We start from the raw sequence: 13,166 nt of genomic DNA on the forward strand, positions 1-13,166 counted from the left end.
TTTAAATGATTCTTTTTTTTAAATAAACGTAGCTTTCAGGTTGTGCTCCAAAACTCTGATAGAATTTTTCGACGCCTGAAATCATCGATCCTTCAAAATCCAAAATAATGTCCTGAGCCTGAAAATCCCTGATCAATTCATTGATGATAAAGGTAGGAATATGAAGTTGCCTGGCCTTCTCATCCGAAACAGGAACCAGATAAGTAATGCGGCGTGCATCACTCAACCAAACCAAGCCTCCCCTGAATATGCCCTCATTAAAAACATTCCAAACATGAACATGTTTGTTGTTAGCATGGCATAAACATCTCAATTGAATTACAGCCAGATCACTTATTGAATAAGGCTTGTTCAGTTTTTTATAGTTTTCAATAAAAACATCCGCATCACCTTTTTTATCTAGGTAAAGACCTTCAGGTGTTTTACTCGAAATTCTCTTTCTGTTTTTGTTATACCCCTGTTGGATGTCTGTGTGCTCTCCTTGGAGGGAGAGCACATAATTTAGTTTTGAACTACTTGATTTCAAAGAGATTTGATTGTCAGCATTCAATTGATAATCAATCCAAAGGAATTTATTAGGAATGGCTCCTATGAATTCCAGCACTTTATTTTCTGAAAGTTTTTGTTTTGAGAATACGCCTAATTGCTGAACCCAAGATGGCGTGAAAATATAAGAAATACCGTATTTAACCTTTCTGGGCAAGGGCATGACCGATTCATAATCTCCCTCAACCAACAGATCCCAGCCTTCAGAAACACAATCTAGATACCAGCTCAATGCATAGACCCTGCTGTTGATTGATTCTTGTATGCAAATATCATATCTGTTTTTATCAATTTGCCGATATGGAATATACTTGATCATGAAATGAACATCTTTTACGGCCTTAAAAAAAAGTATGAGAACTGATAAAAAAAATAAAGATCATAATACTTTGTTTAATTCGATCAGCAGGCTTTCATATATTTTTCCCCAACCTCTCCATCTTCCGGATCCACTCAGTGATTCATTATGAAAAATGGTGATCAGGGTACCATCCACTTTTTTGACTTCTTTAGCCAGTTTTATGATGGTATTGAAAGCCCTTTTCGGGGTGAAATTCAAATAATCGTTCAAGGTTGCATCCATGGCTGCAAAAGGAAAGACCTTCAAAGGTGTTTGAATCTCAAAATCCAGGTCGTAAAAATAAAACGGGGTGCAGGTACTGGCCCGAAAGCCAAAATGCGAGGCATATCCCATTGAATATTCTTCATAAATTTCAAGGTCAACCAGGTTCTGATAAGTCTCTGGCAACTCAATCCGAAGATAGTGCTGCCTTGAACGCCTTATTGGAAAATTGACGATTCCTTCAAGTATTTCCTTTTCCTTTTTGATCTTCAATTCATTTTTCATACTGAAATAAGAGGGGTGAATACCCACTTCTGCGTAATCAGCTATATTTTTAATGAGCAATTTATAGTTTGTGTTCCCGGGAGAAATATTTTTGTCAAAAGTGCTGTATTCACCGAGAAGAAAGAAAAAGATGGTTTTTATACCGTACTTCTTTTTCATGAACAATAGTTTTTTGTACATATCAAACGGATCTCGTCTTATGCCAAAAATCACTAAAAAACGCATCCATATATTCGAGACATCAAAATGAATGATATCTTTTAGTATGCCCCCAATACTCCTTGTAAAACCTTTGTGCTTAAACTGATAAGCATTGTCGATATCTATGGTTGAAATATAGTTGAATTTTCTCTTGTCACTTTTCAATTCCTCTGCAAAGCTCTGAAAATGACCTGTTAAAATGTCTCTGAATTTATAGGCCCAGATGTCTATCATGGGGCGGTCCAGAAATTTATGTTGAAATGCCAGGCTTTCGGAAGCCGGGAAACGTTCAAACTGGTCCTTTACATGAGGCAGGTATTCTTCATAGCGACTGATCAAATAGAAACTTGCTGCGAAAATATCACACGACATTTCTGCAGAGAAGTTTGTTTGGAAAAAGCAGGGCACATCTTCCCAGGTTACCATATTCACCTCCAAATAATCTATTCCCTGATTGAAAAGCAGGTCATTGCATTTTACAAATAATTCACTGCCCAAAGGTTGCTTCGTATATGAAAACTTGGGGCCGTCATGTGCTATAAATTCTTCTATTTTAGTGGTAAAACTTACTTCCACATTAAGAATTCTGACAAACAAATGTCTGAATGTATAGGTTAACCTGGGCGTTATCTTATGGGTATATACTAAGAGCATATTTGGTTTGTTTGACTACTCAAATGTAAACTTTATAAAGCGTATTAGAAAATCTCTTTTCAAAAGACTTGTATCATGAAATTCATTGAAAAAGCCGATCCATTCACAAAGCTCCTTCGTCTGCAAAACTGTAATACGCCTTGCCGGCTACAATGATGTGGTCAAGAACTTTGATATCCAGAATACCTCCTCCTTTGATCACTTTTTTTGTCAGGACGATATCTGACTGACTGGGTTTTCTGTTTCCTGATGGATGGTTGTGGCAGAGTATAATGCTGGTAGCGCCATGTTCAATGGCTTTCTTATAAATTAATCGTACATCCACCAGTGTCGCGGTGATACCACCCATACTTAAGCGCCATTTGAATTGAATTTTATTGGCATTATTAAGAAGTAAAATCCAAAATTCTTCATGATCCAATTCTCCTATGAGTGGTTGCATCAACTCAAAAACCGATCCCGAACTGCATAGTTGCACTTTTTTCATGTTTTTTGACACCCTTCCTCTCCTTCCCAACTCCAGTGCCGCAATGATCAGAATGGCTTTAGCTTTTCCAATTCCCCTGAATTTAACAAGATGCTGAACACTGTATTTTGACAGGACTCCCAGGTTATGACTTGTATCAGACAATATCCTTCTGGATATGGACAAAGCAGAATCCTCTTTGTTACCTGATCCTATTAAAATTGCAAGCAGCTCGGTATCCGACAAAGCCAAACAACCCCTTGAGAATAATTTCTCCCTGGGTTGGTCATCCTCGTTCCATTCTTTTATGATCATGGTTTTTCTAATTTATTGTCATGAATGTATAAAGATCAACCTTAGCATATGAAAGAAAAATAATACATTTGTACTTTCAATATCATGAATTTGAGTCTGACTATTCTGTTTATTGAAATGTTCAATCAATAAAAATTAAATGAAAATAATTATTGCCGGTGCCGGAGAAGTTGGATATCATTTGTCAAAACTACTTTCCTATGAATCGCATGAAATCATACTTATAGACAAAGACAAGGACAGGTTACTTTATGCAGATTCAAAATTAGACATCAAAACGTTACAATTTGACGCTACTTCAATTCAGGCACTGAAACAGGCTAATATTCAGAATTCGGATCTTTTTATTGCAGTTACATCTTCTGAGACAACAAATATCACAGCATGTGTGATCTCAAAAAAACTTGGAGCAAAAAAAACCATCGCCAGAATCAGTAATTCTGAATTTACAGATAATAAAGATGAAATTAATTTCTCAGAATTGGGTATAGATGAACTGATTTCTACAGAAGAACTGGCCACCCATGAGATAAAGTTGCTTCTTGAAAAAGTTACTTTTAACGAAACACATGAGTTTGAAGGCGGAAAACTGACCATGGTAGCCCTGGAACTTTCAAGATCGGCACCTTTCGTTGGAAAAACGGTTAAAGAAGCCGCTGGTATTTTTGCAGGGATCAATTTTATGCCCATTGTCATTAAAAGAAAAAATACCGTCGAAACCATAATCCCTCGTGGAGACACTAAATTCAGAGTGGGGGATCAGGTGTATTTTATCACGCTCGAAAAAGGAGTGGAAGAATTGAATCGACTATCTGATGTAAAGAACAAACCTATAAAAAATGTTCTTATCCTTGGCGGAAGTAAAATAGGTGAGAAAACTGCAAGAGACCTTTGTAGTAAAAACCTGAATATCACCTTGATAGAATACAATAAAAAAAGAGCCATTGAGTTAGCCGATTTGCTTCCCAATGCCCTGGTCATATACGGCGACGGAAGGGACGTAGACCTGCTTGAGGAAGAAAATGTTTCCGAAATGGACGCCGTGGTCGCCGTTACCGGAAGGTCAGAAACCAATATTATGTCTTGTTTAGTGGCACAATCAAAAGGTGTGGAACGAACGATTGCTCTTGTGCAGAATGTTGACTATTTCAGCCTTAGCAAGAACATCGGAATCGATACACTGATCAATAAAAAGCTCCTTGCCGCAAATACTATATTCAGATACATCAGAAAAGGGGAAGTACTGGAAATGACGATTTTGAATGATATTAATGCCGAAATTCTTGAATTCAAAGCACACAAAAATTCCAAAATCACGAAAAAACCCATTAAAGACCTGAAATTCCCCAGAAATGCTATCATTGGTGGGGTCATCAGGGATAACACCGGTATAATTGCCCTTGGGGATTTTAAAATTCGAGAAGATGATAAAGTAGTGGTTTGTTGTTTTCCAAAGACCATTTCCAAGGTTGAGCGATTCTTTAACTGATCACTAAATGAGAAAATTCAATTTTAAGATCATTCTGCAGCTCATGGGTATTCTGCTCCTGTTTAACGGAGGGTTTATGCTTGTTTCAGGGCTTGTAAGCTGGTACTTTAATGACGGAGCGTTGAACGGTATTCTTCTCGCAGGTGGCCTGACCGTTTTTATTGGCATTGTTTTGCGTTTTGCAACCAAAGGCTTTGAAAAAAAGATTAAAAAACGCGAAGGATACCTGGTCGTGACTCTTGGTTGGGTTACCATGTCTTTATCAGGAGCGCTACCCTATATATTGTCGGGTGCGATCCCTTCTTTTACGGATGCTTTCTTTGAAACAATGTCGGGGTATACGACTACGGGAGCTTCCATTTTGAATGACATTGAGATCATCCCTAAAAGCATACTGTTCTGGAGAAGCACTACACACTGGATCGGAGGTATGGGAATCATCGTACTGGCCATTGCCATATTGCCTTTGCTGGGAATTGGAGGTATGCAGATGTTTGCTGCTGAAGCCCCAGGGCCTTCAGGTGACAAATTGCATCCGAGAATCACAGACACGGCCAAAAGATTGTGGTTTCTCTATTTCGGCCTTACCCTTGCTGAAGCTGTGTTGCTCAAGCTCGCAGGAATGGGTTATTTTGATGCGATCAATCATGCTATGAGCACTTTATCAACAGGAGGGTTTTCAACTAAAAATGCAAGTATTGCCTTTTGGAACGATCAACCTCTGATACAGTATATCATCATTTTCTTCATGTTTATAGCGGGTACCAACTTTGTGCTAAGTTATTTTGCCTTTAAGGGTGACTTTAAAAAATACACCAAGGATGAAGAATTTAAATATTATTTCATCATCATCGTTTCGTTAACAATAATTGCAACGATCATTATTTATTTTTATGCCAGTGTTTCGATACATCCAACGGATATTCAGGTCATAGCCCACCCTAAGGTATTTGGAGAGCTGGAGAGCTCCTTCAGGCATGGCTTGTTCCAAGTACTTGCCGTTGTAACGACTACAGGCTTTGTGTCTGCTGATTATACCATATGGACGCCTTTTCTTACAGTTATGTTCCTGATCATGATGTTTCTGGGTGCCTCTGCAGGGTCTACGGCCGGTGGTGTAAAGATTGTCAGGCATATTATCATGATCAAAAACGGGTTTCTTGAATTCAAAAGAAGCCTTCATCCCAATGCAATAGTACCTGTGCGTTACAACACTAAAACAGTTACACGCGGGATCGTTTTTAACATCATGGCCTTCTTTATTCTTTACCTTATTGTTTTTGCTGTCGGTTCGCTGGTATTCAGCCTTATGGGGATCGATTTAATTACTTCTGTGGGAGCTGCCGCCTCTTCGCTTGGTAATGTGGGTCCTGCTTTTGGCGACTTGAGCCCAGTGAACAATTATTCGAGTTTACCTCCTTTTGGCAAATGGTGGTCAACAATGCTTATGCTCTGTGGCAGGCTGGAATTATTTACCGTTTTAATAATATTTACACCATATTTTTGGAAAAGCAACTAAGCTTAATCTAATTAATGATCGTTTTTTTCGAATCTGTTAATTTGATCAAAATTTCTCCTGAGATTTATTTTGTAAATTCAGTAACTTGCACCTTACTAATTGAACTTATTTATGAAGATCGTTAAGCCTTATATTCCTAAAAATAAAATTCGAATTGTTACAGCTGCATCATTATTTGACGGGCACGATGCGGCGATCAATATCATGAGGCGAATTATTCAGTCAACAGGTGTTGAAGTAATTCATCTTGGACACGACAGAAGTGTTGAAGAAGTTGTGAATACGGCCATACAGGAAGACGCGAACGCTATTGCACTGACCTCTTATCAGGGAGGGCACAATGAATATTTTAAATACATGTATGACCTTTTACAGGAAAAAGGCGGCCCCCATATTAAGATCTTTGGCGGCGGCGGCGGCGTAATTCTTCCCAAAGAAATGGATGAACTGATGGCTTATGGCATTACACGCATCTATTCTCCTGATGACGGAAGACATATGGGGCTTCAGGGAATGATAAATGATATGATCGAAAAATGTGATTTTGATCCTTCCCTTTTGGATGAAAGAAAAGGTGATACGGAGGAACAATTAAAAAAGAATGATAAAAATACAATCGCCAGGCTTATCTCTCTGGCAGAAAACCATCCAAATATCTTTCAGGACACCTATAAAAACCTAAACAAAAAAACAAATCCTACCACTGTTTTAGGGATCACCGGTACCGGGGGGGCCGGGAAATCTTCTTTGGTAGATGAACTCGTGAGAAGGTTTCTGGCAGATTTTCCTACAAAAAATATTGGCATCATTTCAGTTGATCCTTCAAAAAGAAAAACCGGAGGAGCTTTGCTGGGAGACCGAATAAGGATGAATTCTGTCAATAATGAACGTGTGTATATGCGCTCGCTGGCAACCAGACAATCAAATCTTGCCCTTTCGAAGCATGTCAATGAGGCGGTTAACATTTTAAAAGCAGCTTCTTTTGACCTTATCGTTTTAGAAACCTCCGGTATCGGTCAATCTGATACTGAGATACTTGATCATTCCGATTTTTCCCTTTACGTGATGACGCCTGAATACGGTGCGGCAACACAGCTGGAAAAGATTGATATGCTTGATTTTGCGGATGTGATTGCCTTAAATAAATTTGACAAAAAAGGAGGACTGGACGCCCTTAGAGACGTTAAAAAGCAATATCAGAGAAACCATCAGCAATGGGACAAATCAATAGACAGCATGCCGGTTTTTGGCACAATCGCCTCTCAGTTTAATGACCCCGGCACAAACAAGTTGTATAAACATATCATGGATCAACTCGACAACATTTCGGAATCCTCGTTTGTTTCGTCTTTGGAAGTATCCAGTGTCTTAAGTGAAAAACAGTTTATTATACCGCCCAAAAGAGTCAGGTATTTATCAGAAATATCAGACACGAATTCTCAATATGACCAATGGTGCAAAGAGCAAAGTAGCATAGCTCAAAACCTTTATGGCATCTACCTCACTTTACAAAGTTTAACCGGTGAAATCATTGACCTGAATGCCAATGGCATAAGCTTATCTGAAGCCGGCAGTAATATTGATGACAAGAGCAAACCTTTGATTGAAAGACTGATGCTTGAATTTAAAGAAGCAAAAATGAATTTAACCCCCCATAACTGGGAACATATCAGGGGGTTTGAAACCAAAAGGAAGGCCTATCAAAATGAGGTTTTTAAATTCAAGGTAAGGGATAAGGTCATTGAAATTCAAACGCATGCCACTTCCCTATCCCAGTTGAAGATTCCAAAAATCTCCCTCCCGAAATACAAGGCCTGGGGTGATCTTTTACTTTGGATCCTTCGGGAGAATGTCCCCGGTGAATTTCCATTTACTTCGGGGATTTATCCTTTCAAGAGAACGGGAGAAGATCCAACCAGGATGTTTGCCGGTGAAGGCGGGCCTGAAAGAACCAACAGAAGGTTTCATTATGTCAGCCTCAATGCACCGGCAAAAAGACTTTCGACAGCGTTTGACTCGGTCACTCTTTATGGAAATGATCCTGATCACAGACCTGATATTTATGGTAAAATTGGCAACGCGGGAGTGTCTGTATGTTGCCTTGATGATGCCAAAAAATTATATTCAGGATTCGAACTGACAAACCCGATGACATCGGTTTCCATGACAATAAATGGTCCTGCACCCATGCTTTTGGGCTTCTTTATGAATGCTGCCATCGATCAGGAATGCGAAAAATATATTATCGCCAACAAACTTGAACAAGAAGTAGCGCAAAAAATTGATCAAATCTTTAAAGAAAAGGGCATGGAAAGCCCTCAGTATCAGGGCAAATTGCCCGAAGGCAATAACGGCCTCGGATTGATGCTTTTGGGTGTAACCGGAAACGAGGTATTACCTAAAGACATATATAACAGCATTAAGAGAGATACCCTTTCAAAAGTTAGAGGTACGGTTCAGGCTGATATACTCAAAGAGGATCAGGCACAGAATACCTGTATCTTTTCTACGGAGTTTGCCTTAAAAATGATGGGCGACGTACAGGAATACTTTACAGAAAATGCGATTCGAAACTTTTATTCTGTTTCGATTTCCGGATATCATATTGCAGAAGCCGGGGCAAATCCAATTTCGCAATTAGCCTTTACCCTGTCTAATGGGTTCACTTATGTGGAATACTATCTCAGCAGAGGGATGGATATTGATAAATTCGGGCCCAATTTATCGTTCTTCTTTTCGAATGGGCTTGATCCTGAATACGCCGTTATAGGAAGGGTGGCGCGAAGAATCTGGGCCAAGGCCATGAAACTTAAGTACGGCGCAAATGAAAGGGCGCAGATGCTCAAATACCATATCCAGACCTCGGGAAGATCGCTGCATGCCCAGGAAATTGATTTCAACGACATTCGTACTACTTTACAGGCTCTTTATGCCATTTACGACAACTGCAATTCCCTGCATACCAATGCCTATGACGAAGCCATTACGACCCCCACTGAGGAATCAGTAAGAAGGGCCATGGCGATTCAATTGATCATCAATAAAGAACTGGGCCTGGCCAATAATGAAAATCCTTTGCAAGGTTCGTTTATTATCGAAGAATTAACCGATCTGGTAGAAGAAGCCGTTTATTTGGAATTCGATAAAATCACTGAACGGGGAGGTGTATTGGGTGCCATGGAAACCATGTACCAAAGATCAAAAATTCAGGAAGAGAGCCTTTATTATGAAACCCTGAAACACAACGGGGAAATTGAAATTATCGGCGTAAATTCCTTTTTAAACAGCAAAGGTTCTCCAACAATTCTTCCACAGGAAGTTATTCGAGCCACGGAAACAGAAAAACAACATCAAATCGAAGTCATTGAGAAGCTTCATCGGGCCAACAAGGAAAAATCTGGCAGAGAGCTTATAAAACTTAAAGAGACTGCGATCAAAAATGAAAATATTTTCGCACAGCTCATGGAAGCAACAAAGGTTTGCAGTTTGGGTCAGATTACTTCTGCCCTATTCGAAGTCGGAGGACAATACCGAAGAAATATGTAAAACATATATCTGTTCCACAAAAAGATTTAAGTTTAAGAAAAAGAGGGCAAAAAAAGGGAATTAGCATAACTTTTGTAGATTTACGGGAAATAATTCAAAATCTATGAAAAGAAATCAATTTGCCTTTGTAATCCTGTTGCTCTCAAGCTTCCTGATATCATCATGTTTTGAACGAACTGACACAGAAATACAGGGTACAGATCAAAAGAGTAGTTATGTAACAGATCATTTCAATAAACAGGAAGTCACCATAGAGATGAGGGATGGAATCAAGTTACATACAAGCATTTACAGCCCTAAAGACAAATCAAAATCATATCCCATTCTTTTAAAAAGGACACCTTATAGCTGTAAACCCTATGGAGAAAGCGAATACCCAGCCACGCTTGGCCCGAATAAATACATGATGAAACAAGGGTATATCGTTGTTTATCAAGATGTAAGAGGCCGATGGATGAGCGAAGGCACCTATGACAATATGAGGGCATATATTCCAAATAAAGAGTCAGATCTCGATATAGATGAAAGTTCAGATACGTATGACACAATTGATTGGCTGATCAAAAATGTGGAAAATAATAACGGCAATGTTGGTACCTGGGGTATTTCTTATCCCGGCTTTTATGCTACCTATTCTGCCATCGATGCCCACCCGGCACTAAAAGCTGCTTCTCCACAGGCCTGCATCGGTGATTTCTTTTTTGATGACTTTCATCACAACGGGGCCTATTTATTGAGTTATTTCAGGGTAACATCCTTGTTCGGAACGCCTAAGGATAAACCGATTGATACGGCTTGGTACAAAACCCCTGATTTAAAAACCGAAGATCAATACCAATTCTTTCTTGATGCAGGACCTCTAAGCAATTTGAACAAATATTTTCAATACGAGACCGTGGACAATCCGGGTTTGAGAAAAGAAGATATCGTTGATGACTTTTTTTGGCAGGAACTTATAGATCACCCCAACTATGATAGTGTTTGGCAAAAAAAAGGAATCATACAGCACCTGAAAAACATCAAACCCTCGGTGGCGACCATGATCGTTGGTGGCTGGTTTGATGCAGAAGATCTATACGGACCTCTCGAAACCTATAAAACAATAGAAGCCCATAACCCTGATAATTACAATACTATTGTTTTCGGCCCCTGGGACCATGGTGCCTGGTCAAGGTCAAAAATAAAAAATGTCGTGGGTAACTATTATTTTGGCGATTCCATTTCCGATTTCTTTCAGCAGGAAATAGAATCCCAATTTTTTGAGCATTTTTTAAAGAATAATGGCGATCACAATTCGGGACTTCCGGAGGCCTATGTTTTTGACTCAGGTAAAAAGACTTGGCGTACTTTTATGAGCTGGCCTCCTGAAAACGTTTCTAAACATAAATGGTACCTAACCGGGAATCAAAAACTCTCGAGGAGTAATCTGAACGAAACAAAGGTTTCATTCGTCAGTGACCTTAAAAGACCGGTTCCCTACTCCGAAGACATTAAGACAGTATTTACACCAAGAAAATATATGACTGATGATCAGAGATTTGCGGCCAGAAGACCTGATGTATTGGTTTTTGAAACTGAAATTCTTAATGAAGACATGACACTTGCAGGTCCTATAATGGCCAAACTTCAAGTAGCTACAACAGGAACAGATTGCGACTGGATCGTTAAAGTGATTGATGTTCACCCGGCAGATGCTAAAAATGATCATGAAGGACTTCAGGATCACTTAAAAATGAGTAATTATCATTTAATGGTAAGAAGCGAAGTAATGCGTGGAAAGTTCAGAAACAGTTTTTCTGAGCCAGAGCCTTTTGTGCCCAATCAAAAAACGACGGTCCCTGTCAAATTACAGGATGTTTTTCACACATTTAAAAAAGGCCACAAACTGCAGATTCAGGTTCAAAGCACCTGGTTTCCGTTGATTGATTTAAATCCCCAGACCTATGTCCCAAATATATTCAAAGCAAAAGAAAGTGATTTCCAAACACAGACACACACAGTTTACTCTTCTTCTTTTATTGAATTAACCGTATTGAAATAATCCGTGCATAACAAAGATCATAGAACCATGGGTCAAAGCATTAAAACAATGGTTTTTTTGGCTGCACCGGTTCTGTTTTTTTATCTTGTGTTTTTTGTCGAATTAGACAAAAATAACCCTGCGATTACATATACCCTGGCAGTTGCATTGTTAATGGCATTATGGTGGGTCACAGAGATTATCCCTCTGGCTGTTACTTCGCTCCTTCCCTTTGTGCTTTTTCCTATTCTTGGCGTTATGAACGGGAAGGCCGTTGCATCCAATTATTTCAATGATGTTATTTTTTTATTTCTTGGTGGTTTTTTATTTGCCCTGGCCATGCAAAAATGGAATCTGCATAAAAGAATAGCTTTAAAACTCCTCTTGATGGTTGGAAGCAGTCCTGCAAGAATCATGCTGGGCTTTATGCTTGCCACTTCGTTTTTATCCATGTGGATATCAAATACGGCGACCACCATGCTTATGGTTCCTATCCTCATGTCAATTATCTTAAAGTTCGAAGAGCTGAACAAGAATAGTAACATCAGGTCTTTTTCAACAGGCCTTCTTCTGGCTATTGCGTATAGTGCATCCATAGGTGGTATCTCGACTTTGGTCGGAACGCCTCCAAACCTTTCGTTTGCGAGAATTTTCGCCATCTATTTTCCGGATGGCCCTGAGGTTTCATTTGCATCCTGGTTTTTTTATGCATTTCCGATTGTCATAGTATTGCTGTTGATCACCTATGGGTATTTATACCTGGTTTTTATTAAAAATCAATCTGTTAAATGGACACATATTGATACGGGGGATATCGAAATTGAATACAAAACACTTGGGCCATGGATAACAGAACAAAGAATTATTGCCGTGCTTTTTGGGTTGCTCGCAGTTCTTTGGTTTACAAGGGCCGATGTAGATGTTGGCTTCTTTGAGCTTAAAGGCTGGTCTAATATTTTTGAAAATCCTAAGTTTTTAAATGATGGAACTGTGGCCATAACAATTGCAATCGCATTGTTTCTTATCCCTTCGAAAAACTCCAGCAGTAAATTTATAATGGATTGGAAAACTGCTGAAAATATCCCTTGGGGAATTATTCTGTTATTTGGAGGAGGGTTTGCCTTAGCCAGTGGATTCAAGGAGTCGGGACTATCTCAATGGTTTGGTGACCAGTTGATCTGGCTCAAAGAGGTGCACCCGTTTCTTATCATCTTGTCAGTGTCTTTTTTGATTACTTTTCTTACGGAGTTAACCTCGAATGTTGCTACGGTTGAAACTTTTCTTCCTGTCTTGGCAGGCCTTGCCATGAGCATTGAAATCAACCCGTTGCTGTTTATGTTACCTGCAACCATTTCGGCTTCACTGGCATTTATGTTGCCTTCTGCCACTGCCCCAAATGCCATTATTTTTGGCACCAAAAGATTAAAGGTTGTGGATATGTCGAGAACAGGCCTGGCCCTTAATTTCATTGGAATTATCATAGTAACTTTAGTGACCTATTACCTCGCGACTTTTATTTTTAACATTTCGGTGAATGATTTTCCTTCATGGGCAGCGAAATAA

General features: G+C 39.3%; 8 protein-coding genes. 5 read left to right on the forward strand and 3 right to left on the reverse strand.

Annotated features, from left to right (window positions below; translation table 11 throughout):
- Position 1: 1 nt before the first annotated feature.
- The 3 genes from AABB81_RS06525 to radC form a co-directional block, all read right to left on the reverse strand.
- Positions 2 to 865: a hypothetical protein gene (locus AABB81_RS06525; RefSeq protein WP_342159392.1), complete on the reverse strand. Its 864-nt coding sequence runs from the start codon at positions 863 to 865 to the stop codon at positions 2 to 4.
- A gap of 60 nt (positions 866 to 925) precedes the next feature.
- Positions 926 to 2,248: a polysaccharide deacetylase family protein gene (locus AABB81_RS06530; protein WP_342159394.1), complete on the reverse strand. Its 1,323-nt coding sequence runs from the start codon at positions 2,246 to 2,248 to the stop codon at positions 926 to 928.
- 103 nt (positions 2,249 to 2,351) lie between these two features.
- Positions 2,352 to 3,029 (reverse strand): RadC family protein, encoded by a 678-nt coding sequence (radC, locus tag AABB81_RS06535; protein WP_342159396.1) that lies wholly within the window; start codon positions 3,027 to 3,029, stop codon positions 2,352 to 2,354.
- Positions 3,030 to 3,168: 139 nt separating this feature from the next.
- Here radC and trkA point away from each other — a divergent pair, with 139 nt between their 5' ends.
- The 5 genes from trkA (at position 3,169) to AABB81_RS06560 (ending at position 13,166) form a co-directional block, all read left to right on the forward strand.
- Positions 3,169 to 4,518, forward strand: coding sequence for a Trk system potassium transporter TrkA (gene trkA / locus AABB81_RS06540; RefSeq protein WP_342159397.1), 1,350 nt, complete (start codon positions 3,169 to 3,171; stop codon positions 4,516 to 4,518).
- A gap of 7 nt (positions 4,519 to 4,525) precedes the next feature.
- The gene (locus AABB81_RS06545; RefSeq protein WP_342159399.1) at positions 4,526 to 6,037 is read left to right on the forward strand and encodes a TrkH family potassium uptake protein; all 1,512 of its coding nucleotides are present in this window, start codon (positions 4,526 to 4,528) and stop codon (positions 6,035 to 6,037) included.
- 111 nt (positions 6,038 to 6,148) lie between these two features.
- On the forward strand, positions 6,149 to 9,583 hold the full coding sequence (locus AABB81_RS06550; RefSeq protein WP_342159400.1) for a methylmalonyl-CoA mutase family protein: 3,435 nt from the start codon (positions 6,149 to 6,151) through the stop codon (positions 9,581 to 9,583).
- A gap of 103 nt (positions 9,584 to 9,686) precedes the next feature.
- Positions 9,687 to 11,624 carry a CocE/NonD family hydrolase gene (locus AABB81_RS06555; protein WP_342159401.1) on the forward strand — a complete coding sequence of 646 codons (1,938 nt, stop codon included), beginning with the start codon at positions 9,687 to 9,689 and terminating at the stop codon, positions 11,622 to 11,624.
- 27 nt (positions 11,625 to 11,651) lie between these two features.
- On the forward strand, positions 11,652 to 13,166 hold the full coding sequence (locus AABB81_RS06560; RefSeq protein ID WP_342159402.1) for an SLC13 family permease: 1,515 nt from the start codon (positions 11,652 to 11,654) through the stop codon (positions 13,164 to 13,166).

This window comes from Lutimonas vermicola, from assembly GCF_038433205.1.
In the GTDB taxonomy this organism is placed as follows: Bacteria; Bacteroidota; Bacteroidia; order Flavobacteriales; family Flavobacteriaceae; genus Lutimonas; species Lutimonas vermicola.